The 24,989-nt window shown below is 66.0% G+C and carries 25 protein-coding genes; 4 read left to right on the top strand and 21 right to left on the bottom strand.

Going from position 1 to position 24,989, the window contains the following annotated elements; all coding sequences use genetic code 11:
* Positions 1–13: 13 nt before the first annotated feature.
* The 21 genes from rpoN to AC5P7R_RS21495 all read right to left on the bottom strand — a co-directional run bounded on the left by rpoN (position 14) and on the right by AC5P7R_RS21495 (position 21,867).
* Positions 14–1,423, bottom strand: coding sequence for an RNA polymerase factor sigma-54 (gene rpoN, locus AC5P7R_RS21595; protein ID WP_188249949.1), 1,410 nt, complete (start codon positions 1,421–1,423; stop codon positions 14–16).
* Between the two features lie 438 nt (positions 1,424–1,861).
* Positions 1,862–2,494, bottom strand: a complete 633-nt coding sequence (locus AC5P7R_RS21590; RefSeq protein ID WP_005413261.1) for a response regulator — start codon at positions 2,492–2,494, stop codon at positions 1,862–1,864.
* A gap of 92 nt (positions 2,495–2,586) precedes the next feature.
* Complete coding sequence (locus AC5P7R_RS21585) at positions 2,587–3,165, bottom strand: PilZ domain-containing protein (RefSeq protein WP_019659609.1); 579 nt, start codon at positions 3,163–3,165, stop codon at positions 2,587–2,589.
* Positions 3,162–3,455 carry a hypothetical protein gene (locus AC5P7R_RS21580; protein WP_227854397.1) on the bottom strand — a complete coding sequence of 98 codons (294 nt, stop codon included), beginning with the start codon at positions 3,453–3,455 and terminating at the stop codon, positions 3,162–3,164. The genes AC5P7R_RS21585 and AC5P7R_RS21580 overlap by 4 nt, the downstream gene beginning before the upstream one ends.
* Positions 3,452–3,868 (bottom strand): flagellar export chaperone FliS, encoded by a 417-nt coding sequence (gene fliS / locus AC5P7R_RS21575; protein ID WP_021201753.1) that lies wholly within the window; start codon positions 3,866–3,868, stop codon positions 3,452–3,454. The genes AC5P7R_RS21580 and fliS overlap by 4 nt, the downstream gene beginning before the upstream one ends.
* Positions 3,869–3,995: 127 nt before the next feature.
* A complete protein-coding gene (gene fliD / locus AC5P7R_RS21570) occupies positions 3,996–5,414 on the bottom strand; it encodes a flagellar filament capping protein FliD (protein WP_111104208.1) in 1,419 nt (472 codons plus the stop codon).
* 441 nt (positions 5,415–5,855) lie between these two features.
* Positions 5,856–7,151, bottom strand: a complete 1,296-nt coding sequence (locus AC5P7R_RS21565; protein WP_478436493.1) for a flagellin — start codon at positions 7,149–7,151, stop codon at positions 5,856–5,858.
* Positions 7,152–7,237: 86 nt separating this feature from the next.
* A complete protein-coding gene (locus tag AC5P7R_RS21560) occupies positions 7,238–8,479 on the bottom strand; it encodes a flagellin (protein WP_495214175.1) in 1,242 nt (413 codons plus the stop codon).
* Positions 8,480–8,551: 72 nt separating this feature from the next.
* On the bottom strand, positions 8,552–9,787 hold the full coding sequence (locus tag AC5P7R_RS21555; RefSeq protein WP_049455064.1) for a flagellin: 1,236 nt from the start codon (positions 9,785–9,787) through the stop codon (positions 8,552–8,554).
* Positions 9,788–10,183: 396 nt separating this feature from the next.
* Positions 10,184–11,386, bottom strand: coding sequence for a flagellar hook-associated protein FlgL (gene flgL / locus AC5P7R_RS21550; RefSeq protein WP_478436495.1), 1,203 nt, complete (start codon positions 11,384–11,386; stop codon positions 10,184–10,186).
* The gene (flgK, locus tag AC5P7R_RS21545) at positions 11,383–13,263 is read right to left on the bottom strand and encodes a flagellar hook-associated protein FlgK (protein WP_021201758.1); all 1,881 of its coding nucleotides are present in this window, start codon (positions 13,261–13,263) and stop codon (positions 11,383–11,385) included. Before flgK ends, flgL begins: the two co-directional genes overlap by 4 nt.
* An 8-nt stretch (positions 13,264–13,271) precedes the next feature.
* A complete protein-coding gene (gene flgJ / locus AC5P7R_RS21540) occupies positions 13,272–14,471 on the bottom strand; it encodes a flagellar assembly peptidoglycan hydrolase FlgJ (RefSeq protein WP_111098329.1) in 1,200 nt (399 codons plus the stop codon).
* A 1-nt stretch (position 14,472) separates the two neighbouring features.
* The gene (locus AC5P7R_RS21535) at positions 14,473–15,609 is read right to left on the bottom strand and encodes a flagellar basal body P-ring protein FlgI (RefSeq protein WP_019659617.1); all 1,137 of its coding nucleotides are present in this window, start codon (positions 15,607–15,609) and stop codon (positions 14,473–14,475) included.
* Positions 15,610–15,611: 2 nt separating this feature from the next.
* Positions 15,612–16,304, bottom strand: coding sequence for a flagellar basal body L-ring protein FlgH (flgH, locus tag AC5P7R_RS21530; protein ID WP_019659618.1), 693 nt, complete (start codon positions 16,302–16,304; stop codon positions 15,612–15,614).
* A gap of 22 nt (positions 16,305–16,326) precedes the next feature.
* On the bottom strand, positions 16,327–17,112 hold the full coding sequence (flgG, locus tag AC5P7R_RS21525; RefSeq protein ID WP_101765416.1) for a flagellar basal-body rod protein FlgG: 786 nt from the start codon (positions 17,110–17,112) through the stop codon (positions 16,327–16,329).
* Positions 17,113–17,214: 102 nt separating this feature from the next.
* A complete protein-coding gene (locus tag AC5P7R_RS21520) occupies positions 17,215–17,964 on the bottom strand; it encodes a flagellar basal body rod protein FlgF (protein WP_021201760.1) in 750 nt (249 codons plus the stop codon).
* 32 nt (positions 17,965–17,996) lie between these two features.
* Entirely contained in the window at positions 17,997–19,220 is a 1,224-nt protein-coding gene (gene flgE / locus AC5P7R_RS21515) for a flagellar hook protein FlgE (RefSeq protein ID WP_019659620.1), read from the bottom strand.
* A 32-nt stretch (positions 19,221–19,252) separates the two neighbouring features.
* Positions 19,253–19,936 carry a flagellar hook assembly protein FlgD gene (locus tag AC5P7R_RS21510; protein ID WP_019659621.1) on the bottom strand — a complete coding sequence of 228 codons (684 nt, stop codon included), beginning with the start codon at positions 19,934–19,936 and terminating at the stop codon, positions 19,253–19,255.
* 23 nt (positions 19,937–19,959) lie between these two features.
* A complete protein-coding gene (gene flgC, locus AC5P7R_RS21505) occupies positions 19,960–20,367 on the bottom strand; it encodes a flagellar basal body rod protein FlgC (protein ID WP_005416461.1) in 408 nt (135 codons plus the stop codon).
* Between the two features lie 3 nt (positions 20,368–20,370).
* Entirely contained in the window at positions 20,371–20,766 is a 396-nt protein-coding gene (gene flgB / locus AC5P7R_RS21500) for a flagellar basal body rod protein FlgB (protein WP_005409576.1), read from the bottom strand.
* A gap of 156 nt (positions 20,767–20,922) precedes the next feature.
* Positions 20,923–21,867 carry a chemotaxis protein gene (locus tag AC5P7R_RS21495; RefSeq protein ID WP_019659622.1) on the bottom strand — a complete coding sequence of 315 codons (945 nt, stop codon included), beginning with the start codon at positions 21,865–21,867 and terminating at the stop codon, positions 20,923–20,925.
* A 260-nt stretch (positions 21,868–22,127) separates the two neighbouring features.
* On the opposite strand from AC5P7R_RS21495, the gene flgA reads away from it, so the two are divergent.
* From flgA to AC5P7R_RS21475, 4 genes are all read left to right on the top strand, one after another.
* Positions 22,128–22,784, top strand: a complete 657-nt coding sequence (gene flgA, locus AC5P7R_RS21490) for a flagellar basal body P-ring formation chaperone FlgA (protein ID WP_019659623.1) — start codon at positions 22,128–22,130, stop codon at positions 22,782–22,784.
* A gap of 75 nt (positions 22,785–22,859) precedes the next feature.
* The gene (flgM, locus tag AC5P7R_RS21485) at positions 22,860–23,165 is read left to right on the top strand and encodes a flagellar biosynthesis anti-sigma factor FlgM (protein ID WP_019659624.1); all 306 of its coding nucleotides are present in this window, start codon (positions 22,860–22,862) and stop codon (positions 23,163–23,165) included.
* Entirely contained in the window at positions 23,162–23,500 is a 339-nt protein-coding gene (locus AC5P7R_RS21480) for a flagella protein (protein WP_010485882.1), read from the top strand. Before flgM ends, AC5P7R_RS21480 begins: the two co-directional genes overlap by 4 nt.
* 89 nt (positions 23,501–23,589) lie before the next feature.
* Positions 23,590–24,810, top strand: a complete 1,221-nt coding sequence (locus tag AC5P7R_RS21475; protein WP_019659625.1) for an ATP-binding protein — start codon at positions 23,590–23,592, stop codon at positions 24,808–24,810.
* Positions 24,811–24,989: the final 179 nt, after the last annotated feature.

Here is a 24,989-nt window from a genome sequence, read left to right as displayed (position 1 = left end):
TCCAACATCCTTTTCAGCCCACCCGGGCCAGCTGGGGTTGCCTGGCGCTGAGCCGGCGCCGTTCGCGGGCCGGGGCGATATCCAGTTGTTCTCGGTATTTTGCGACGGTTCGGCGGGCAATGTTCACCCCCTGGCGCGACAGCAGGCCGGCAATGGCCTCGTCGGCCAGCGGGCGGCCGGCCGGTTCGGCGTCGATCAGGCGGCGGACCATGGCCTTCACCGCCTGGCCGGAGACGCTGGCGCCCTCCAGGCGCACGGCGAAGAAGTGCTTCAGCTCGAAGGTGCCGCGCGGGGTCTGCAGGAACTTGCCGGTGGTGATGCGCGAGACGGTGGACTCATGCATGCCGATTTCCTCGGCCACTTCCTTCAGGGTCAACGGCGCCATGGCCTCTTCGCCCCGCACCAGGAAGGCGGCCTGGCGCTCGACGATCACCCGCGCCGTACGCAGCAGGGTGTCGTAGCGCATCGACAGGCCACGGCTGAACCAGCGCGCCTCCTGCAGCATCTCGCGCAGCGCCGGGGCGGCGTCGCTGGTTTCGGCCAGCACCTGTTCGTACTGGCTGTTGATCGACACGCGGCGGCTGGTGGCCGGGTTCAGGGCGACCTTCCACTGCCCGTCGGCGTGCCAGGCGACGACGTCCGGCACCACCACCGCGTTGCGCTCGGGCAGCAGGCTGTCGCCGGGGCGCGGCTGCAGCGAAAGGATCAGGCGCACCGCCTCGCGCACGTCGTCGATCTCGGCGTCGTGCTGGCGGGCGAGGGCGGGGTAGTCGTGGGCAGCCAGTGCGTCGAGCGCGCCGTCCAGGATGCGCGCAGCCAGATGGCGGGCCGGCACCACGCCGTGCAGGCTGCGCAGCTGCGCCTGCAGGCCTTCGCGCAGGTCCTGTGCGGCCATGCCGGCCGGCTCGCCGTGCAGCAGCTGCTGGCGGATGGTTTCCACGCCAGCGGCGGCGATGTCGAACTGGGCGCTGGCCAGCAGCTGCAGCTGTGCCAGCGGCGCCTGCAGGTAGCCGGCCTCATCGCAGTGGTCGAGCCAGAACGCGGCCACCGCCAGTTCGCGGTCATCCATGTCCAGCGACAGGCGCTGCAGCACGCGCAATTGCGGGTCGGTCGATTCGCCGGCGGCGATGCGCGCCATGCGATCGTCGTCGCCGTCCTGCCAGCTGGCGCCGGCCACGTCCCACATCGAAGACTCGGGCAACTCGTCGAACGCGGCGGTTTCCAGCGTGGTCGCGCTGGCCTCGGTGGCGTCGGCGGCAGGCGCTTCGGCCTCTTCGATTTCGAGCAGCGGGTTGGAGTCCAGCAGGCGCTGGATTTCCTGTTCCAGGTGCAGGCCGTCGAGTTGCAGCAGCCGGATCGACTGCAGCAACTGCGGGGTGAGGTGAAGTTGTTGGCCCAGCTGGGTCGAGAGTGCAGCCTTCATCGTGGTTCCCCGGCGCCGCTCCCCGGCGCCTTGTGGAACGCATCTTGCTTTTGATCCGGCGGGGGCGGAATCAGGGGGTTCCTGAGGGGCTTGGTGAATGTCCTGACAGGATGTAGGGGTATTCCCTACATCGACGCGGATTGTTGACGATGATAGCTGCTAAGTTGCTGATTTCCGGTGCAAGGCCCAGATTGATCGGGCTGCGCCGTGTACGGATTCCTGTCGGGGAGTGTCAGGGCGACGGGAATTCGTCGCTGGGTGCGGGTTGGCTGCGTCGGCTGTCGATAGAGACGATCACCGGTAGAGTCGACTGTCAGTCGACTGCTCTCCGATCAGACCAAGGAAAAGTCCCGCGCTCCGCGCGCAAGTCGACTGGCAGTCGACTCTACCAACAGCCCACTCTACCCAGCCATCGTTTCGCGCCGCCGAGGCTCGCGCTTACTCCAGCTCGTGCTGGTGGCGCGCGGCCAGCAGCAGCAGATCGTTGGCGCGGCGGCAGCCGAGCGATTCCATCATGCGTGCGCGGTGGGTTTCCACCGTCTTGACGCTGATGCCGAGGTCGGCGGCGATTTCCTTGTTGCTCTCACCCTTGCCGATGCGGCGCAGGATCTCGCGCTGGCGCGGCGACAGCGCGGCGATGCCGGTGGGCTTCTCGCGGCCCAGCATCGGTGCCAGCATCTTGGCGGAGATCTGCGGGCTCAGGAACACCTGGCCGGCGTGCGCGGCGCGCAGCGCCAGTTCCAACTCCTGCGGTGCCGCATCCTTGACCACGAACCCGACCGCGCCCCGATCCAGCGCATCGCGCACGTGAGCGGCATCGTCGTGCATGGTCATCATCACCACCCGGGTACCGGGCGCGCGCAGGCGGATGTCGCTGAGTGCTTCCAGGCCGGTGCGGCCCGGCAGCGAGAGGTCCATCAGCACCACATCCGGTGCGTGCTGCAGGGCCAGCTGCAGTGCCTGCTCGGCGTTGCTGGCCTCGGCAACAAGCTGCACGTCGGCAAACCCCTGCAGCAGCCGCGCCAGGCCGGCGCGGACGAGGGTGTGATCGTCGACGATGAGAACTCGCACAGGCACGCAACAGATCCGTGTAGGGGAGTCCACCTTAACTTAGCTGAACGGGCGCGCCAAGGCTTGCCCGCAAAGCGTTATGGTGGCAGGTTTCAGCGGGCGCGGCGCGCCTCGGCCACCTGGCGGCGGTGCAGGCGGAACAAGTGCCGCTCCATTGCCATCTCAAGGCCATCGCCAAGACGCTGGAAACGCAGCCACAGGTAGTGACCGCCGCCACCGTCCGCCGCTTCGGCGATCACTTCCACCGGCAGGTCGATATGGTCGGGCAGCCAATCGCTGGGCTGCAGGCGCACCACGCCGGCCTGGCCGGGGCTGGCGCCACTGCGTGGGCCCAGCTGCAGGCGGATGCCGCGGCGCGACCAGCGCACGGGGCGCAGGGTCAGTTCCTGGCCCTGCTGGCGTACGAGCCGGCCGAGCAGCACCATCGCCAGATCCAGCTTGGCCTCCAGCCGCTGCAACTGCAGGCTGGCCTCATTGCGGTCGTCATGTTCGTCAACGCGGCTGTCTTCAACCAGCGCCAGGCTGCGCAGCAGGCCTTCGGCGCTGCTGGTGCGACCCGCCGCGCTGCCTGCCTGGAACTCGGCCGGCAGGGCCAGCTCGCAGCTGAGCGTCTCGTCGAACAGCTCGCTTTCGGCCGGATGATGCAGCGACGTGGTCGGCAATTGGGTCATGCCAGCAATTCTGCCTGCAGGTAGGCATGCGCTGCGCGAAGGGAACGCTGGCCGTCATTCATCAGTGCTGCCACCGCATCACGGCGCTGGCGCAGCAGGCCCAGCAGATTCTGCTGGCGATCGAACAGCGCAGCCAGCGGTGCGTGGTCGGTGGCGGCCAGCGGCTGGCTGAGCAGCGCATGCAGCGTGCTGTCGTGGCCGTCGAGCAGGCTGTCGGCCTGGTCGAGGGACTCTTCGCCCAGGGCCTTCTCGAAGGCATCCAGCTGGGCGTGCAGTTCGTGCAGGCTCATGGCGCCACCGCCGCCGGCCGGCGCTGTTCCTGCGGGATCGCATTCCAGGCGCTGTCGATCTCGCCCAGCAACTGCAGCGATTCATCCAGCGCGGCACGGTCGTTGTGCAGGTTGGCCTCGGTCAGGCGCTGCAACACGTAGTCGTACAGTGCCGACAGATTGCCGGCGATTTCGCCGCCGGCTTCGTGATCCAGCGAGCCGTTGAGGTGGCCGACAATCGCGCAGACTTCGCCGATCGCCTTGCCCTTTCCGGCCTGGTCGCCACGCTCAAGACTGGCCTGGGCACGGCGTACGCGCTCCAGCGCGCCCGCCAGCAGCATCGCCACCAGCTTGTGCGGATCGGCGTCGGCAACCGCACTGGTCACTCCTACCTGGCGGTACTGCTCGGCATATTGACGGCTGGAACCGTACATTCGTGATTCTCCTTGCGCTGGGTGCCGTCGGGTGGTCGTGGGGACCGTGGCCGGCGGTGCGGCGTTGATTGCTGTTGCGTCCGTTATCGGTGCGAACCACGCCAAACTTGAGCGTTGCACGCCGTCCTTAGCGGTTCAGCTGTGCCAGCTGCTGCTGCAGTGCGGTGTTGCTCTGCTGCAGCTTGCCCATCAGGCTGTCGAGCGCCAGGAACTGCTTCTTGTAGCGTTCCTCGACGTTCTTCATGCGCGTGTCGAGGTCCTTGCGGCGCTTGTCGATGTTGTCCAGCGTGGTGTTCAGGCCCTTGGTGCGGGCGACGAACGCCCCTTCCTTGCCGACGGTGGTGCTGACATAGCCGTCGACCATGGTGTACAGGGTGCCAGCACCGCCGGTGTCGCCGGTGATGGCCGAGCGGATCTTCTCAGGCTGGCTGGCCAGTGCGGCGGCAAACTTGGTGGTATCGAGAACGAGGCTGCCGTCGGCGTTGGGATAACCGCGGGTCTGCAGGCCCAGCACCTTCGGATCCAAGCCGTCGGCCGAGAGCTCCTTCAGCACGCTCGACATCATCGAACGCAGCTGGCTGGAGGCGCCGCGCATCTGCGCGTCACCCGTCAGGGTGGCGGCTTCCTTGGTCTTGGCGTCGTATTTGGTCTCCGTGTTGATCGCCGCGATCGCCGCGTTGTAGGCGGTCACGAATTCCTGCATGACCTTGGTCGCGGCGGCCGTGTCGGTGCTGATCACCACGGTACTCTTGCCGGGAACCTTCAGGTTCAGGGTCAGGCCCGGTACCGCATCGGTCACCGTATTGCTGGCACTGACCACTTTGACGCCGTCGATGGTCAGTTCGGCGTCCGCAGCGGCCGTGTTTTCTTTCAGGCTGCCTACCAGTGCACCCAGCTTGGGGTCGCTGCCGGCATACTCCAGCTTGATCGCGTTGGCGGCACCGGTCTTTTCCTGGGCGATCGACAGATACTGGTTGTCGCCCGAGCTGATAAGCGTGGCCTGCACGCCTTCCTTGCGCCCGGCGGCATCGATCTTGTTGCGGATGGTGGTCAGCGTGTCGCCGTCCTCCACCGTCACGTTCATGGTCTTGGCCTTGTCGCCCACGCCAACGGTCAGCGTCAAGGTTCCGGCACCGAAGGTGTCGGTCTTGGGCACCGAGGTATCGGCGATCAGCTTGTGTGCCGTGGCGAGGGACTTCACCTCCACCTGGTGCGTGCCGTTGGAGGCCGCTGCCTTGGTCGTGCCCACGTCGTACAACGCGACCGACGCCGTCAGCACATCATCTGCATTGTTCGGACCGGCCTTGCCGGTGGCGGTGACGGTGCGGGTATCGAAGGCCGTCGTGGCCTTGAGGGCCGTCAGCGCGGTCTTCAGCTTGTCGAAGGCCGCCGTAACGGTGCCGATCGACGACAGCTGCATCTTGGCCTTGGACTGCTGCAGGTTCAGCGCATTGTCGGCGGGCTTGCGGTCAGCTGCGACCAGCTGGTTGACGATGCTGGAAATGTCCAGCCCCGAGCCAATGCCACCGTATCCAAAGTCTGCCACGTCGTTTCTCCTGGTATCCGGGCCTGGCCGTCGTGCGGCGGCCCGTCGTCAACGAAAATAGCGGCCTGCGCCGCTGGGTCTTGAGGACTTCGTTGATGCATGCGCCGTGCCAATGGTCTGGCGCAGGTTCTGGCACGCAGATTGCAGGAGGGTTGGGGCAGGGTGCGGGGACATTCACCGCAGGCTGCCGGGGGTCTGCAAAAAGCCCTCCCCCAATGCAGGGGAGGGATCAGGCTACTGACAATCGGGGGGAGACGAAGCCGCCCGGTACGTACAGTCAAAGGTACAGCGCTGAAAGAGAGGTCCGCAGGAGCGGGCGATGCCGAGCCGGTTCGGGAGGTTTCCCGGGCCGGGCATGGCCCGCGCCTTCGAGCACCATGGCTTCCAGGTTGCCGCTACCGTCGATTCACTTCGACGGTAGCGGCGCCTTCTTGCCGTGGATCAGCGCAGCAGGCTGAGCACGCCCTGCGGCACCTGGTTGGCCTGGGCCAGCATGGCCGTGCCGGCCTGCTGCAGGATCTGGGTGCGGGTCAGCTCGGCGGTTTCCTTGGCGAAGTCGGTGTCCTTGATGCGGCTACGCGATGCCGACAGGTTTTCCGACGAGGTCTGCAGGTTGGCGACGACCGAGGTGAAGCGGTTCTGGATCGCACCGAGGTCGGCGCGGGTGTTGTTGATGGATTCCAAAGCCTTGTCGACGATCTCCATCGCCTTCTGTGCGCCAGCAACACTACCGATGTTGATGTCGGAGAGATGCGAGCTGCTGGCATTGGCCGTAACGTCAGTGGTCGTTGCGACCCCGGCAGCAAGTCCGGTCACTGCAAGCTTGGTGACGTCCGCGCCTGCCTTGACAGAGGTCAGGGTTATTGATCCGGCGACCGGCTTGTTGTTGGCATCCATCGTCTGCGCAGCCAGTAGGCCGGTCTCGCCGAGCTTGGCGTTCAGGGCTGCAGTGACGGCTGCAGTGGCGTTCTGCATGTTGCTGTCAGCAATCTTGGTGCGGGAAGCATTGCTTGCGTTCGCTGCGTCGATTGCATCCTGCTCAGCCTGTGTGGGGTTGGCCGGATCAGCGGGGGTTGGCGGTGTCACGACGGCCGGGACGGTAGCAGCGGAGTAGGTAATCTTGCCAAGGTCAATGTCGCCAACCTTCATGCCGGTGATTTCACCGCTGCTCAGATCGGCCGCAGCGGCAAAAACGATGCTTCCTTCGTTCGCGAAGCTGGCTGCACCGAGGGCGTTGGTCTTGGCATCAACTACCTTGTCGATTGCGATGGCCTGGCCCGCATTGGCGCCGACCTGGAAGAGCTGGCTGGAGAACGAACCGTCCAGCAGCTTGGTACCGTTGAACTCGGACTGCTTGGCGACGCGATCGATTTCGCTGACCAGCTGGGTCACTTCGGCCTGCAGTGCCTTGCGGTCGCTGGCCGAATTGGTGGCGTTGGACGACTGCACCGACAGCTCACGGATGCGCTGCAGGTTGTTGCCGATCTCGGTCAGCGAGCCCTCGGCAACCTGGGCCAGCGAGATGCCGTCGTTGGCGTTGCGGATGGCGACGTCGGTACCGCGGATCTGGGTGCCGAAGCGCTCGGAGATCGCCAGGCCTGCGGCGTCGTCCTTGGCGCTGTTGATGCGCGAACCGGAGGACAGGCGCTGGATGGTGGTGGCGAGCGAGCTGCCGCTGGTGCTCAGGTTGCGCTGAGCGTTCAACGACATGGTGTTGGTGTTGATGACTTGTGCCATGGTGCTTTTCCTTTGGCGAAGGTGGTACGTATTTCAGGAGCCGGGCGGCAGCTCAGCCGCCGCCCGGTGGTCGATCAAGGTGCAGATCAGCGCAGCAGGCTGAGCACGCCCTGCGGCACCTGGTTGGCCTGGGCCAGCATGGCCGTACCGGCCTGCTGCAGGATCTGGGTGCGGGTCAGCTCTGCGGTTTCCTTGGCGAAATCGGTATCCTTGATGCGGCTACGCGAGGCCGACAGGTTTTCCGTCGAGGTCTGCAGGTTGGCGACGACCGAGGTGAAGCGGTTCTGGATCGCGCCCAGGTCTGCGCGGGAGCTGTTGATGGCACCGAGGGCCTTGTCTACGACTTCCAGAGCCTGTTGAGCTCCCTTGACGCTATCGATGTTGACATCGGAGAGCATCTTCCCTGCCTTAGCTGGGCCGGCAGTAAGCGCAACGCTGCCGATGGCGACGGTGCCTGCGGCACCGGTAAGCGTGCCGGTGCCAGCGCTGACAGTCATGCCTGCGAAGTTGCCAGAGGAATCGATGCTCTCCTTGACGGAGGTGAGCGTGATTTCGCCGGCGTTGGCGCCAACTTCTGCGTAGATTCCCGCCTCACCGATCTTGGCATTGATAGCGGTGGTGACGGCAGCAACCAATGCTTTCTGGTCGTCTGCGATAACGCCCGTCGAAGTCACTTCGACCTTGTCAATCTTGATGCCAGCTGCCAAGCCGCCGCCACCAATGGTCAGGCCGTCATAGGAGATGGTCTTCCCCTTGTCGGCCGCGGCAATGCCGGTCGCAGTGATGGCCAACGTACGGTCGTCAAAGGCAGCATTTCCGAGTGCGTCGGCTTTTGCGTCAACCACCTTGTCGATAGCGATGGCCTGACCAGCGTTGGCGCCCACCTGGAACAGCTGGCTGGAGAACGAGCCGTCCAGCAGCTTGGTGCCATTGAACTCGGACTGCTTGGCAACGCGATCGATTTCCGACTTCAGCTGGGTCACTTCCGCCTGCAGAGCCTTGCGGTCGCTGGCAGAGTTGGTGGCGTTCGACGACTGCACGGCCAGTTCACGGATACGCTGCAGGTTGTTGCCGATCTCGGTCAACGAACCTTCGGCGACCTGGGCCAGCGAAATGCCGTCGTTGGCATTGCGGATGGCGACGTCGGTACCGCGGATCTGGGTGCCGAAGCGCTCGGAGATCGCCAGGCCAGCGGCGTCGTCCTTGGCGCTGTTGATGCGCGAACCGGAGGACAGGCGCTGGATGGTGGTGGCCAGCGAGCTGCCACTGGTGCTCAGGTTACGCTGAGCATTCAACGACATCGTGTTGGTGTTGATGACTTGTGCCATGAGGAGAGGTCCTTGAGCGGTTGCACGTGAGTTGGGTTAGACGCCCCCGACGTGCCCCGGGGGCGGCTCATGTCAGCGCTGCAACAGGCTGAGCACGTTCTGCGGTACCTGGTTGGCCTGGGCCAGCATGGCCGTACCGGCCTGCTGCAGGATCTGGGTGCGGGTCAGTTCGGCGGTTTCCTTGGCGAAGTCGGTATCGCGGATACGGCTGCGCGAGGCGGACAGGTTCTCCGAGGAGGTCTGCAGGTTGGCCACCACCGAGGTGAAGCGGTTCTGGATCGCGCCGAGATCGGCGCGGACGCTGTTGACCGACTCAAGAGCCTTGTCGACGATCGACAGTGCCTGCTGAGCACCCGCAACGGTGTCGATCTTGATATCCGCAACATGGACCGGGTTGGCTGCGGGACCGACAGTGTTCATCGCAACAGGGTCCGTAGCCGGAGCGACCGGCGGCTTGGTCACAGTGATGTCAGTCGCGTTTCCATCCGCCTTGACGGCGGTGAGCGCGACCTCGCCCGGAATGACTGCGCCATTGGCTGCAGTGGCTACTGTAGCGTGCAACCCGGTTTCGCCCAGCTTGTTGTTGATGGCTGCGGCGACGGCCTTGGCCGCGCGCTCCATGTTGGCGTTGTCGACGGCCGGCTCCGGGGTGCCGGCCACAGCGCGGGGGGTATAGTCGAACTTGATCTCGCCCAGGGATACATTGCCGACCTTCAGGCCGCTCAGCGTACCCTTTGCATCTTCCACATCGGTTGCAGTGAAGGCGATCTTGCCGGCATCGAGGAAGCTTGCTGCCCCCAGCGATTCAGCCTTTGCATCCACCACGCTGTTGATCGCAATGGCCTGGCCTGCATTGGCGCCGACCTGGAACAGCTGGCTGGTGAACGAGCCGTCCAGCAGCTTGGTGCCGTTGAAGTCGCTCTGCTTGGCGACGCGGTCGATTTCGCTGACCAGCTGGGTCACTTCGGCCTGCAGGGCCTTGCGGTCGCTGCTGGAATTGGTGGCGTTGGAGGCCTGCACGGCCAGTTCGCGGATGCGCTGCAGGTTGTTGCCGACTTCGCTCAGCGAGCCTTCGGCAACCTGGGCCAGCGAGATGCCGTCGTTGGCGTTGCGGATGGCCACGTCCAGGCCGCGGATCTGGGTGCTGAAGCGCTCCGAGATCGCCAGGCCGGCGGCGTCGTCCTTCGCGCTGTTGATGCGCAGGCCGGACGAGAGGCGCTGGATGGTGGTGGCCAGCGAGTTGCCGCTGGTGCTCAGGTTGCGCTGAGCGTTGAGCGACATCGTATTGGTGTTGATTACCTGTGCCATGGGGTCGTCTCCTCTTATATGGAACCCGTTGGTGAATGAAACGAAGCGCCGCCTGTTTTTTTGTGTGGCTGTGTGCTTCGTTGTTGCCAAATGAATAACGGCGCTTTGTCAACAACCTTTAGCCGTGAATTCCGCTGAAGCCGTAATTCGTTGCCGGAGGCTGTTTTTCCGGGGTTTTCCAGCCCTGGAGGGGCGTGAAGGGGACCCGGGAAGGGGCGGCTGGGCAAGCCCAGCCAGCGCTGATGAAGGTATCGGCGGGGGCCAGCCGGGCTTGATGGGCAATCACGGAAAATCCGCGGGAGGTAGGTCGGCGCGCCCGGCGGCAACGGGCCGCAGAAACGAGAAAGGCCGCGATGCAGGGCATCGCGGCCTTTCAGGGGTGACGCAGGAGATGCGTCAGCGGATCTTGTTGAACAACGACATCGACTGCATCTGCGAGAAGATCGTCTGTGCCGCCTGCAGCGCGGTGCTCTGCAGCTGGTACTGGCTCAGGGCATCGGCATAGTCCAGGTCGCGCATCTGCGACAGCGTGGTCTTCAGGGTCACACTGTTGGCCTCTCGCATGTCGGCGGCATTGTCCAGCGCCTTCAGCTGCGCACCGCCGGCCGCACGCGAGTCGATCATCCGCTCCGACGCCCGTGCCACGTCGCGCAACGCGCTCTGCAACTCGTTCTGCTGTGCGCTCATCTTCGCGGTGGTGCCGGTGTCGGCGTCAAGCGCGGTGATCAGCTTGTCCATGGTGTCGAAGATGTCGCGGCTGCTCGCCGGCTTCACGTTGAAGCTGTCGCCTGCGGCAGGCGCACCGGTGATCTGCAGACGCACGCCGTTCACTTCCAGATCATCACCGGCCTTGTAGGTGCCGGTGCCGGTCACATTGCCGGCACCATCCAGCACTTCGTACTGGTTGGCGGCGGTGAAGCGGACGCTGAAGCTCTGGCCGTTCCAGCTGTCGCTGCCATCGCGGGTGATGTTGGTCAGCACGCCGTTGCCGGTGTTGCCGGCGGCGGCACCGCCATCGACGAAGCCATCGCCGGTGGGGATGCGCATGAAGATCTCGCTGCCGGGCAGGGCATCGCGCACGTAGGTATCGGGGCCGACCTCGATCTGGCGCTGGGTCTGGTCACCGCGGTAGACCACCTTGCCATTGATCCTGGCAAACGGCGGATCGCCGTCGTTGGTGCCGCCGAATACATAGCGACCCGTGCCGTCCTCGGCGTTGGCCAGCGACAGCAGGCCGTCGCGGATCTGGTTCAGTTCGGTGATCAGCGTCTTCTTGTCGGACGCGCTCAGGGCGGGGTTGCTGGCCTGGATGGTCAGGTCGTTGACGCGCCCCATCAGATCATTGACCTGGGCCAGGGTGTTTTCCTGCACGCCCAGCCGGTTCTGCACGTTGCCGGCGTTGAGCTTCATCCGTTCCAGTGCGGCCAGGCTGCGGTCCAGTCCGACCGCTGCGCCGGCCCCGACCGGATCGTCCTTTGCGGAGACGATCTTGCTGCCGGTGGCGATCTGCTGCTCCAGGTGACTGAGCTTGGCCTGCTTGGCCATCATCAGCGACACCGACTGGTTGTACATCATGCTGGTGGAGATGCGGCTGCTCATCGGCGGACGGCTCCCAGGATGGTCTGGAACATGCTGTCGGCGGTGGAGATCAGCTGCGAGGCGGCCTGGTAGGCCTGCTGCAGGCGCAGCATGTCGGCCGCTTCCTCGTCCAGGTTGACGCCGGACACTTCATCGCGCGCTTCCTGCGCCTTGTCGTTGATCACCAGTTGCGCTTCCAGCGAGTACTCGGCCGAACGGGCCGCAGCACCCACCTGGGTGGTGAGGCCACCCAGCGCGCCGTTCAGCGTCACCGTGCCGGCATTGAAGGCCTTGGCGCTCTCGACCTTGGCCAGCCTGGAGGCGTTGCTGTTGTCGGAGGAGCCGGCCGGCGTCGGGGTGATGTTGAAGGTGTCGCCGACCTTCGGCGCACCGTCCAGCACGAAGCTCCAGCCATTGGCGCTGATGGTCTGCCCGGGCGTGTAGGTCTGCGGCGGGCCACCATCGATGGTGTAGGTGGTGGCCGAGGTGAACACGATCGCGGCCGGATTGCGCAGGTTGGCGTTGCTCGAATCGGTCACGGTCACGCCACTCAGCTTGCCGGTGCCCGTGTTGGCCGTCGCGGCGGCGCCCTTTACCGCGGCAGCGGCTGCAATCCGGGACGGATCGGTGATGGCGATCTCCATGCTGCCGGCGACGCCTGCGGTGGGCTGCAGCAGGAATCGGTCGTTGGCAGCGGGGGTGCCGCCCACGACCAGCGTGACGCCGTTGATCACCAGCGGATCGGCGGCGGTGCCGGTGCCGGCCAGCGGAACGCTGGCGCCGGTGTCGGCCCGGCTGGCCTTCCAGTTGCTGCCATCGAACTGCAGCACCACGTTCTGCGCGTCCAGCTTGCCCAGGTCGCCATAGGTGGCGCTGAGGCTGGCGGTGCCGGTGTTGGCGTTGTTGGCGGTGACGCGCGGGTTGCCGATGTTGAAGAAGTCGCCCCCGAGCTGGCCATACATGTCCACGCCCTGGTGGTGGGCCTGGTTGAAGGTCTCGGCCAGGCCGACAGCCAACTTGCCCAGTTCGGCCTGGGCCGGGGTCAGCACGGTGTCGCGGAACTCCATCAGGCCGCCGATCTGGCCGCCTACTGCCTTCGGGTCGAGGCGGATGGTGTTGCCTTGCGTTTCCAGGGCCAGCTGCAGGCGCTCGGGCTGGTACGGGTCGGCCACGGTGGTGACCTTGGTCGCGGTGGTGCCCACCACCAGCGCGTTGCCGCCGGCGGTGTAGACATTCATGATGCCGCCGTCCTGGATCACCGCGGTGCCGCCGGTGTAGCCGATCAGCTGGGTGATCAGCTGGTCGCGCCGATCGAGCAGGTCGGGCGCGGCGGTGGCGATGTTGGTGCCGATCGCACCGTTGATCTGCGCGATCTCCTGCGCCAGGCGGTTGACCTCGGTGGCACCGGCCAGCAGGCCGTTGTTGACCTCGCTGTTGAGGTTGTTCAGGTGGGTGTTGAGCTGCACAAAGCGGTTGGCCAGGGCCTTGCCGCCATCGAGCATGTTCTGGCGATCGGCCGTGCCGGAGGCATTGGAGGACAGGCCACTGACCGAGTCGAAGAAGTTCGACCACACACCAGAGACATTCGTGGCCGCATCAGAGAACAGCGCGTTGACCCGGTCGGCCATGCCCGAAAGCTGTTTCAGGCGCGCCAGTTCACCGCTGCTGTCGAGCAGGCGCGAGATGGCCAGCTGGTCGGCGGTGCGGCGGATGTCGGTGATGCGGGTACCGTTGCCGACCGTGCCGTAGCCATAGTTCTGCGGATCGGCGGTGGCGAAGTTGACCTTCTGCCGGCTGTAGCCGGGCGTATTGAGGTTGGCCACGTTGTGGCTGGTGGTCGCCAACGCACGCTGGAAGGCGAGCAGGGCACCGGTACCGGTGGAAAGTACGCTGGACATGGGGTTCCTCAACGACGGGTGATACCCAGCGCCGCGGTCGCGGTGCTGGCGAAGGTCTGGCCAAGGCGCGAGCCGGCGTCTGCCACGGCGGCGACGGCGCGCTCGATGGTCGGGCCGCCGGCGATCGCGGCGATCTTGGCCGCGTAGCGCGGATCGGTGGCATAGCCGGCGCGCTGCAGGCCACGGGCGAAGCCCTGCACGTCGGTGCCGGCCTGCAGGGCCTGCTGGTAGCGCGGGCTGGTCTTCAGCAGGCGCACGTAGTCGGCAAAGCTCTCGGCCGGCGAACTGTAGGCGCGGAAGCTGGCGGTCTCGTTGCGGCGCACGCCATCGACATATTCATGGGTGCCGGCTACGGCGCGCTGGCCGTTCCAGCCATTGGCCTTGATGCCGAACAGGTTGTGCGAAGTGCTGCCGTCGGCGTGCTTGATGTGGCGCTTGCCCCAGCCGGTTTCCAGCGCGGCCTGGGCGACCAGGGCGCGGGCATCCACGCCCAGTTCCTTGGCCGCACGCTGCGCGTGCTGCCAGATGCTGGCGACGAAGCCTTCCGGGGTGTGCTCGCCGAGCTGGGCGACAGCGGTGCGGGTCGCCATCGCATCGGCCGGGCTGATCGCGGTGCCGCGGTTGCTGGCGGTGGCCGACCACTGGTCGCTGTTGGCGGCCCAGTCCTCGCCCTGCAGGCTGCCGATGTACGGATCGTCGGTGCCCAGCGAGCGGTGCATGCTGCTGCTCTCGCGCCCGGCGATCAGGTCCAGGGCCTGCTCCATCGGCGCCACTGCCGCCTGCGCACCGTGCTGCGCACCGGCGGCCATCTGCTGCAGCAGGCGCACCGCCTGGCTGCCGTCTTCCAGTGGCAGCGACGGTGCCGGCCTGGCCGGTGCATTGAGCTGGTAAGCACGGCTGGCCTTGGCCGGATCCACGCGGGTATCCAGCGCCGGGCCATCGGCGGCCTGGCCGGACAGCTGCCGGCTGATCATGCTGGACAGACCCAGGCCTTTGCCGCGGGTCATCGCCTCGGCAATCTTCTGGTCGTACATCTCGCGGAACATCTTGTTCTCGCCGGGAAACAGCGAGTCACCGAAGCTGGCGTCACGCATGCTCTTTACCAGCATCTGCGCGAACTGGCCTTCCAGCTGGCGCGCCACCTTGTCGATCCTTGCCGGATCGTTCTGTTGCGCCGGGTGCAGGTCGAATGCGGGATTGATGCGCATGTCAGATCACCTCGAGCTCGGCACTCAATGCGCCGGCCTGCTTCAGGGCTTCCAGGATCGCGATCAGGTCGCCCGGTGCCGCACCTACGGCGTTCACCGCATGCACGATCTCGTCCAGGGTGGTGCCGCCGCTGAACTTGAACATGCGGCTGCCGTCGTTGGTGGCGGTGATGGTGGACTGCGGGCTGGCCACGGTGCGGCCGCCGGACAGGGCATTGGGCTGGCTGACGTTGGTGTTTTCCTGGATGGTCACGGTCAGCGAACCGTGCGAGATCGCCGCGGGTCCCACGCGCACCTGCTGGCCGATGACCACGGTGCCGGTGCGCGAATTGACCACCACCTTGGCCGGGGCGCTGCCCGGGGTCAGTTCCAGGTTCTCGATGCGCGCCAGCAGGCCGACGCGTGCGCCGGGGTCGGTCGGCGCGGTGACCGCGACGGTCACGCCATCGATCGCGCGTGCCGCACCTTCGCCGAAGGCGTTGTTGAGCGCGGCGACCATGCGCGAGACCGTGGTGAAATCGTTGTTGTGCAGGTTCAAGGTGATGTCGCCGCCGTTCGCCAGCGGATCGGGCAGGGCACGCTCCACGGTGGCGCCGTTGGGAATACGGCCGACGCTGGGCACGTTCACCGAGACACGGGAACCATCCTTGCCCTGCGCACCGAAGCCACCCACGATCAGGTTGCCCTGGGCGATGGCGTAGATCTGCCCGTCGGCCCCGCGCAGCGGGGCCATCAGCAGCGAGCCGCCGCGCAGCGACACCGCGTTGCCGATCGAGGACACCGTGATGTCGATCGGCTGGCCGGGCTTGGCGAACGGCGGCAGCTCGGCATGGATCGCAACGGCGGCCACGTTCTTCAGCTGCGGGTTGACGTTCGGCGGCACGTTCACGCCCAGCTCGCCGAGCAGGTTCTTCAGGCTCTGCACGGTAAAGGGCGCCTGGCTGGTGCGGTCGCCGCTGCCATCCAGGCCGACCACCAGGCCGTAGCCAACCAGTGCGTTGCCACGCACGCCGCCGACCTGTGCCAGGTCCTTGATGCGCTCGGCGCTGGCCGGGGCTGCCACGACCATCAGCATCAGCGCGACGAACGACGCCACGCGGCGCTGCCAGGAAGAAGAGGGGAGGAGTTTCATGGCCATACTCAGAACGGCGTCAGGCCGGAATTGAAGAAGCGGCTCAGCCAGCCCATCGCGTTGGACTGCGCGACCGGTCCGCGGCCGCCGTAGACGATGCGGGCCTCGGCTACGCGGCTGGAGGGAATGGTGTTGTCCTGGCTGATGTCGCCAGGGCGCACGATGCCCTGCACCTGCACCAGTTCATCGCCCTGGTTGAGCCGCAGGTTCTTCTGCCCCTGCACCACCAGGTTGCCGTTGGGCAGGCGCTGGATCACGGTGACCGTAACGCTGCCCTGCAGGCGGTTGCTCTGCGCGCTGTTGCCCTTGCCGGTGAAATCACGCTTGCCTTCCGCACTGGCGCTGAGGATGTCCTTGCCGCCCAGGGTGACCGGCGCGCCAAAGATGCTCGGGCTGCCCAGGCTCAGGTTGGACTCCTTGTTGGTGGCGGTGTTTGCACTGGTCTGCGCGGTGGTGCTTTCCAGCAGGGTGATGGTCAGCAGGTCGCCGACATCGCGTGCGCGGCGGTCTGAATACAGCTGCAGGGTCGGGCCGGCGGCATAGATCGCCCCGGCGGTGGGCGCGGCCTGCGGCGGCATGATCGGCTGGATCGGCGCCATCGCCGGGTAGGGGCGCACGTCGCCCGCGATCACGCAGCCACCGAGCAGGGCGGCCACGGTGCAGGCGAGGGCAGTGCGGGCGAAGTTGGAAATGGGCGACATGGCGGTTTCCCGGTTGGGCCGGTCAGATCTTGTTGTTGAGATAGCCGAGCATCGAGTCGGTGGTGGAGATCGCCTTGGCATTCATTTCGTAGGCGCGCTGGGTTTCGATCATCGACACCAGCTCTTCCACCACATTGACGTTGCTGCCTTCCAGCGCCCCCTGCACCACGGTGCCGAGGCCGTTCAGGCCGGGATTACCGTTCTGGGCCGGGCCCGAGGCCGTGGTTTCCAGGAACAGGTTCTCGCCGCGCGCCTGCAGGCCGGCCGGATTGACGAAGTCGGTCAGGGTCAGCGCACCGACTTCCACCGACGCGGCGTTGTCGGCCATCTTCACGCTGATGGTGCCGTCGCTGCCGATGGTGACCGACTGCGCGCCCTCGGGAATCTGGATGCCCGGCTGCACCGGGTAGCCGCTGTTGGTGACCAGCTCGCTGTCCTGGTTGATCTTGAACGAGCCATCACGGGTGTAGGCCGAGCTGCCGTCGGGCATCTGCACTTCGAAGAAGCCGCGGCCGTTGACCATCACATCCAGGGCGCGACCGGTCTGCTGCTGGCTACCCTGTTCGAAGTTCTTGGCGGTTGCTACCACGCGCACGCCGGTGCCCAGCTGCAGGCCGGTCGGCAGCTGCGTCTGCGCCGACGAAGAGCCGCCGGGCTGGCGCACCTGCTGGTACAGCAGGTCTTCAAAACTGGCACGGTCCTGCTTGAAGCCGGTGGTGTTGGTGTTGGCGAGGTTGTTGGAAACCACCGACATGCGCATCTGCTGCGCATCCAGTCCGGTTTTCGCGATCCACAATGCCTGGTTCATCTTCGATGTCCTGTCTGGTGAAACCGGCCGCGTGGTGCGGCCCTTGTATGCGGGTGTGCAAGCGGTGTGCCAGCGCCGACATCCGCCGGCGCCGGAATTCCGTCAACTGCCCAGGCGCAGCATGCTGTTGGCGCTGCGCGCGTTTTCGTCGCCGTGTTTGATCACCTGCACCTGCATTTCGTACTGGCGCTGCAGCTGGATCATCTGCACCAGTGCCCCGGCCGCATCGACGTTGCTGCCTTCCAGCTGGCCGCTGTGCACTGCGGTGCCCTGTGCCGGTGCGAACGGCTGTTGCGGGTCGGTATTGCGGAACAGGCCATCCAGGCCGCGCTCGAGGCGCTCGTCCGGTGCCTGCACCACCTTGATCCGGCCGATCTGCGCCATGGTCTGCGGGCCTTCACCCTGCGGGATGATCGAGATCGTGCCGTCGGCACCGATCTCCATCGCCTGGTAGGGCGGAATGGCGATCGGGTTGTTGTTGTCATCCAGTACCGTGCGGCCGCCGGAGGTCACCAGCTGGCCATTGGGGGTGACCGACAAGGCCGCGCCGCGCGTATACGCCTCGCTGCCATCGCTGGCCTGCACCGCCAGCCAGGTGCCGCTCTGCAGCGCCAGGTCCAGCGGTTTGCCGGTGATGTGCTGCGCGCCGGGCGTGCGGTTGAAGCCAGCGTCGACGTGCAGCGCATCCACCCGCGAGGCAAAGCCCTGACCCTTGATCGGGAAGGCTTCGGTGTTGGCCAGCGCTTCCTTGAAGCCAGGAGTGTCCGAGTTGGCGAGGTTGTGGCTGAGCGTTCCCTGCGCCTGCAGGGAGGCGCGGGCACCGGTCATCGCCACGTAAAGGGCTTTATCCATGCGGGGAGTTCCGTGACAGGGTCAGCAGCTCATCAACGGATGTTGATGACGGTCTGGGTGATCTGGTCCTGCGTGGTGATCATCTGCGCGTTGGCCTGGAAGTTGCGCTGCGCGGTGATCATGTTGACCAGCTGCTCGGTGAGATCGACGGTGGACGCTTCCAGCGAGCCGGCCTGGATCTTGCCGAGATTGGAGGTGTCCGGCATGCCGGTGCGCGGCGTGCCCGACTCGAAGGTCTCCACCCACAGGTTGTTGCCCTTCGATTCCAGTCCCTGGGTGTTGTTGAAGGTGGTCAGTGCGACCTGGCCCAGCGGCTTGTCGTCGCCGTTGGAGTAGCGCGCATAGACCACGCCCGACTCGGACACAGTGATCTCGTTGAGCTTGCCGGCGGCATAGCCGTCCTGCTGGGTGTTGCGCAGCGCGAACTTCTCGCCGTACTGGGTCGAGCCGTTGATATCCAGCGTCATGTTCAGCTGGCCGGCGCCGGTGGTGGGGGTGAACGTGCCGAGGCCGACCTTGCCGTTGGCCGGGGCGGTCAGCTTGCCGCTGTTGTCGAAGGTGACCGCGGTCGGGGTGCCAGCGGGCTGGCCATCGACATAGTTGTGCACGGTCCATTCGTTGGGGTTGGCGCCCTTCACGAAGTAGGAGACCTGGATATGGCTCACGCCCAGCGAGTCGTACACGGTGATGCCGCCGCTGGAGTGGTTGTAGCTGTTGGAATCGGCCGGGTCGAAGGTGGCCACCGTCGGCTGCTTGGCGTTGGCCGGCAGGGTGAAGCCGACCTTCACTTCGCTGGTCTGCTTCGGCGGGCTGTCGGTGGTCAGCAGCTGCAGGTCGACCAGGCGGCCGGCGTCGAAGTTGGTGCCATCGGCATTCGGTGCGAACACCTGCAGGCGCGCACCCTGCGGATTGACCACGTAGCCGGCCGAATCGGTCTGGAAGTTGCCGGCACGCGAATACACCCGCGAACCGTTCATGTTCATGGTGAAGAAGCCCTCACCGGAAATGGCCATGTCCAGGCTGCGCCCGGTCTGCTCGTTGTGGCCCTGGATGAACTGCTGGGCGACGTTGGAGACGCGCACACCCGAGCCGGTCTGGTTCTTCGACAGGCCATAGCTGGTGGAGGCGAACAGATCGGCGAACTCGGCGCGCGACTGCTTGAAGCCGGTGGTGTTGACGTTGGCGACGTTGTTGGCGGTGACGCTCAGGTCGGTGTTGGCGGCATTGATGCCGGACAGCGAGACATTGAAGCCCATGGGATGCTCCTGGTTGATGCGGGATGTGCGGCTCAGCTGACGCGGAGCACGTAGTCGATCGGGGCCGTGCCCAGGCCCTTGAGGTTCAGGTACAGGCCGTCGGAACCGACGGTCACGCTTTCCACCGGCGCCTGCACGTAGGTGGACAGCTTGGTGCTCTTGCCGGCGGTATCGACATGGTTGGCGACGATGGAGTACTTGCCCGGCTCCATGCGTTTGCCGTTGGCGTCCTTGCCGTCCCACTGGAAGGCGGTCTCGCCGGCGGCAGTGGCTTCCACGCTCAGCGAGGTGACCTTGGCGCCGTTGGCATCGGTGATGTCCACGGTGATGATGCCGGCCGACGGCGCGGCCACCGTGCCTTCGACGCTGCCCTCCTTCTCCAGTACCAGCTTTTCCGACGGCACCAGCACCTGGTGGCCGACCAGTGCCGCGCCACGCAGCACCTGGTCGCTGGCCATCGACTCCTGGAAGCCCTTCACCGTCTTGTTCAGATCGGTGATGCCCTGCACGGTGGACATCTGCGCCATCTGCGCGACCATCTGGGTGTTGTCCATCGGCTTCAGCGGGTCCTGGTGCTGCAGCTGCTCGGTCATCAGGCGCAGGAAATCGGCCTGGTCCAGCGTGTTCTTCTTCTTGGTGGCGTTGCTGTTCGGGGCGTTCAGACCAAGTGCGGTATAGACGTCCTGGTTGGTCTGGTTGTTGACGGCGGTGGTCATGGCGGTATCCGGTACTGCGGGCCTCAGCGGCCCATGGTCAGGGTGGCCAGGGCCAGTTCCTTGGCGGTGGTCAACATCTCCACGCCGGCCTGGTAATTGCGCGAGGTCGAGATCAGGTTGACCATCTGCGCCACCGGGTCGACGTCGGGCTGGTAGATGTAGCCATCGGCGTCGGCCAGCGGGTGGCCCGGCTCGTAGCGCTTGATCGGCGCGGCCTCGCTCTGGGTGATCTCCTTCACCTTCACCGAGGTGATGTTCGGATCGTTCTTGCTGGTGACGGCCTGGAAGATCGGTTCCAGCGGCTTGTACACGGCGTCGGCGGAACCGGCGACGGTGTCGGCGTTGGAGAGGTTGGAGGCGATGGTGCTCATGCGCACCGACTGCGCCTGCAGCGCGGAACCGGCGATATCGAAGATCGGCAGGTTGCTCATGGCTTATTGCCCCGTGATCGCGGTCAGCATGGAACGCACCTTGCTCTCGACGAAGCTGAGCGAGGCGCGGTACTCAAGAGCGGCGCGGCCATAGGCGGCACGCTCGGCATCGGGATCGACGGTGTTGCCGTCCAGGCTGGGTTGCACGCCTTCGCGCGCGATCTGGAACGGGTTCAGGCCGCTACTGATTTCGTAGTGCTGCTCATGGGTGGTGGCCATCAGGCCATTGGCATCCTGCCCCTGGGCATGGCGCAGGGCGGCGTCGAAGTCCAGGTCCTGGGCCTTGTAGCCGGGCGTATCGGCATTGCCGAGGTTGCTGGCGATCAGCTTCATCCGCTGTTCGCGCAACGGCATGGCCTGGGCGTGGACGCCCAGGTAGTCGGTAATCAGGTTGCGCACGGTGCACTCCCACGGGAACGTTGCCCGGGAAGCTGCAAGGGGTATGCCAAAGCACGCGCGACATCGCGTCCGCCGGGCATGGCCCGGCGCTACCCCAGGGGTCGGGGAGGTTGTGGTAGCGCCGGGCCATGCCCGGCGGAGACCCGTGACGCGGCCTTACGCCGCCATCGCGACCTTGCGCAGGCGGTCCAGCACGAAATCGGCCAGCTCGTGCGGCGAGTACTTGGCGACGAAGGCATTGGCGCCGACGCGCTCGACCATCGCATTGTTGAATACGCCCGACAGCGAGGTATGCAGCAGCACGTACAGGCCGGCAAGGCCAGGGTGGCGCCGGATTTCCGTCGTCAGCGTATAGCCGTCCATGGCCGGCATTTCGATGTCCGAGATGACCATGGCATAGCGCTCGGCCGGGTTCTCGCCCGAGGCGTGGATCTGCAGCAGATGGTCCAGCGCCTGCTTGCCATCGGAAAGCAGGGTGGCGCCAACGCCCAGCTGGTCCAGCACGCTGCGGATCTGCTGGCGGGCCACGCGCGAATCGTCCACCACCAGCACCTGCAGCTGCGGGCCATCGGCAGGCATTGCCATTGCTGGATCGAGTACGGCATCACCGCGTACCTGGGCGATATCGGCCAGCACGCTTTCAACGTCGATCACCTGGATCAGCTCACCCTGGAAGCGGGTCACCGCCGTCAGGTAGCTCGATTCGGCACCCAGTTCCGGCGGCGGGTGGATGTCTTCCACCGCGATGTTGACGATGCGCTCCACGCCGCTGACCAGGAAGCCCTGGATCGAACGGTTGAATTCGGTGACGACCAGATAGCCAGGCGAGGTGTCCGCGTCAGGCTCACGCTCGGGGTGGCCGATGGCCAGGCCCAGGTCCAGCACCGGCACCGAGCGGCCGCGTACGTCGGCCACGCCGGCAAACTGGCTGGGCAACCCGGGCACCTGGAACAGCTCCGGGCGCCGCAGGACTTCCTGCACCTTGAAGACATTGACGCCAAAAAGCTGACGTCCGCCGAGACGGAACAGCAGCAGCGCCAGGCGGTTGTGGCCGGCCAGTCGGGTTCGCTGGTCGATCCGGTTGAGCAGGTCATGGGACATGGCTGCTGTATCGGCGGGGTGGGCGCCAAACTTGAGGGCGCTCTGCCGCCTGCGCGGTCCGCACCACGTTTGTAGAGTCGACTGTCAGTCGACCGCTCTTCGATCCGATCACGGGAAACCCCGTGCTTCGCGCGAAAGTCGACTGACAGTCGACTCTACCCATCCGGTCGCATCCCCATCCCGGATCGGATCAACGGGTCCCGGCGCTCTGGCACACCCCTTGCACGCACCAGGGCCAGATTCCATCGACAGGAGGCGCCATGCGCCGGGTCACACCTCTATTCGCCATCGTGCTCGCCGCAGCCGCGCCATGGGCAGCCGCTGCAGAGTGGCAGCCGGTTGCCAGCATCCGCGCGGCGGCGTTGTCGACGCTGCCTGCCGGGAGCGAGGGGGAGGCGCAGGTGGCCGATGCGCTGCGCCTGCCCAAGTGTGGCGGCGCGCTGCAGGTGCAGCCCACCGCCAACACCACGGTGGAAGTCAGCTGTCCCGACGCCGGTGGCTGGCGCCTGTTCGTGCCAGTGAAAGTGCGGCGCAACCAGACCGTGCTGGTGCTCAACCGCGGAATCGGTACTGGAGAAACCCTTACCGCTGCCGATATCACCACTGCCCAGCGTGATGCCGCCCGGATTGCCGGTGCGGTGCTGGCCGATCCCAACGCAGCGATCGGCCGCATCGCCCGCCGTCCGTTGCAGGCCGGGGCCCTGCTGTCGAGCAACGATCTGGTGGTGCAGCGTCTCATCAAGCGAGGAGACAATGTGGCACTGGTCTCGCGTCGCGGCTCGGTCGAGGTCCGTATTGCAGGCCGTGCGATGGGTGACGCGGGTGAGAACGAGCGGGTCTCGGTCGAGAACCTGTCCTCGCGGCGGATCGTGCAGGGCACGGTCGACGCCGCCGGTGACGTAATCGTGGCGCGTTGAATTACCGCAGAATATCCCTAAAGATCACGGCCCTGCGGCCGTTATCCCATGTGAACGGCAACTCCAGGACACCCCATGAGCCAGAAAATCGACGGCAACCTGCAGGTCCCCCAGGCCCTGCGCAGCGTGACGACCCCGGCCAACAAGCCCGGTGTAAGCACCGATGCGGCGGCACGCCCGGTCGAGGCGGCCGACAGCCTGCGCCTGACCGGCGAGGCCACCAATCTGCAGGCAATCGAGCGTGAGCTGACCACCGCCCCGGCAATCGACGCCCAGCGCGTGGCCGCCGTGCGCGAGGCGCTGCAGAACGGCACCTACAAGATCAATCCGGACGCGATCGCATCGCGCATGCTCGAGCTGGACCAGCAGCTGCACGGATGACTGCGGCGATGAGCGAGCCGCTGCAGCGTCTTGCCCAGGCCCTGGACGTTGAACGCCAGGCCCTGGTCGAGCACGACGTGCACGCCCTGATCCGGGCCACCGGCGCCAAGCTGGAAGCGCTGCGTGCGCTGGAAGGCGCGCCGCCGGTCGGGGAAGGCGAGCAGCTGCAGGAACTGGCCGAACGCAACCGCGCCAACGGCGTGCTGCTGTCGCGCCGGCGCCGCGAGGTCAACTGGGCCCTGCGCCAGCTCGGGCGCACCGAAGATGCCTCGGCCTACGATGCCAAGGGGCAGGCGCACACCGTCACAGCGCGCCGCCCACTCGCCGTCGCCTGAGGCGGCGCTCGAACAACCCCATCACGCGGGCTGAAGCCCGCTGCACGAGCGCGTATATTGGGCGTCTGTTCGAATGCCCCCGAGTCGCCGTGTCCGCTGCCAACGCCCTGGTTACCGCCCCCCTTCCGCCACAGCCGGTACTGCAGGCCCTGCTTGAGCGCCTGCGCGAAGGGCTGCTGCTGTTCACCGAAGACGGGCAGGTTGCGCTGGCCAATCCAGCCGCGCAGAACCTGTTGGCAAGCGGTGAGGATGGTGCATTGCCGCCCCCGCAGCGGCTTCGCGAGCTGCTGCCCCCCGATGCGCTGGAACACGCGCGCCAGCATGGTCACTGGAACGGCAGCCTGCCGCTGGGCGAGGGCGTGGTCATCGCCCACCTGTATCACCACGGCCCGGTGGGGCAGGGGCACTTCCTGGCCTTGTTCCGCCATATCGAAGGACAGGAAGACTACGAGCGAGAACTGCAGCAGCGCCACGCCGAGCTGCGCCAGGCCTACCTGCGGCTCAACGGTACCCAGGAGAAACTGCTGCAATCTGAGAAGATGGCCTCGATCGGCCAGCTTGCTGCCGGCGTCGCGCACGAGATCAATAATCCGATCGGCTACGTGCACTCAAACCTGGGCAGCCTGCAGGAGTACCTGCGCAGCCTGTTCACCGTGATCGAAGCCTACGAACGCGCATTGCGTGCGCCGGACCCGAAGGCGCTGATCCCGGAGATCGATGACATCCGTGACCGCCTGGACATCGATTTCATCAGCCGCGACCTGCCGCAGCTGATGGCCGAATCGCGCGAAGGCATCGAACGGGTGACGCGCATCGTGCGTGATCTGAAAGACTTCTCGTATTCCGGGCGTGACGAGTCGTGGAAGCTGGTCGACCTGCACGCGGGCCTGGAATCGACCATCAACATCATCTGGAACGAGCTCAAGTACAAGGTCACCCTGGTACGCGAGTTCGGCCAACTGCCGCTGGTGGAATGCCTGCCATCGGAGTTGAACCAGGTCTACATGAACCTGCTGCTCAACGCGGGCCATGCCATCGCCGAGCGCGGCACGATCACCGTGCGCACCGGCGTCGATGGCGACCAGGTGTGGGTCGAGTTCGAGGACACCGGCGGTGGCATCTCGCCGGAACTGCGCCAACGCATCTTCGATCCGTTCTTCACCACCAAGCCGGTGGGCAGTGGCACGGGCCTGGGCCTGTCGATCTCCTACAGCATCATCAACAAGCACCATGGCCGGATCGACCTGGACAGCACCCCGGGCGTGGGCTCGCGCTTCCGCGTGGTGCTGCCGGTGAAGCAGCCGCGCTGACCGCTTCGGGTAATGCCGGCCGCTGGCCGGCAACCTCATTAACCCCGTCACGTAGCAGCCGGCCAGCGGCCGGCTCTACCAGGGCCTGTCCCGGCCTGGGTCGCGCCTCGGGTAGTGCCGGCCGCTGGCCGGCAACCTCACTAACCCCGTCACGTAGCAGCCGGCCAGCGGCCGGCTCT

The sequence above is a fragment of the Stenotrophomonas sp. YJH_SMC_27 genome (assembly GCF_059369815.1).
This window is presented reverse-complemented; position numbering and strand designations above follow the sequence as displayed.